Origin of the sequence: Streptomyces hazeniae (assembly GCF_031845485.1) — a bacterium.
Lineage (GTDB): Bacteria > Actinomycetota > Actinomycetes > Streptomycetales > Streptomycetaceae > Streptomyces > Streptomyces hazeniae.
In genome coordinates this window covers 1-215 of sequence record NZ_JAVREQ010000282.1, presented here as the reverse complement: position 1 = coordinate 215, position 215 = coordinate 1, and the positions used below count along the sequence as shown (strand labels likewise).

At 59.1% G+C, this 215-nt stretch carries 1 rRNA gene; it reads left to right on the top strand.

The features are described from left to right. A 16S ribosomal RNA gene (locus tag RM572_RS29910) occupies positions 1-215 on the top strand; the annotation flags it as partial.

Sequence of the window (215 nt, the reverse complement as noted above, 5' to 3'; positions counted from 1 at the left end):
CTGACGCTGAGGAGCGAAAGCGTGGGGAGCGAACAGGATTAGATACCCTGGTAGTCCACGCCGTAAACGTTGGGAACTAGGTGTGGGCCACATTCCACGTGGTCCGTGCCGCAGCTAACGCATTAAGGTCCCCGCCTGGGGAGTACGGCCGCAAGGCTAAAACTCAAAGGAATTGACGGGGGCCCGCACAAGCGGCGGAGCATGTGGCTTAATTC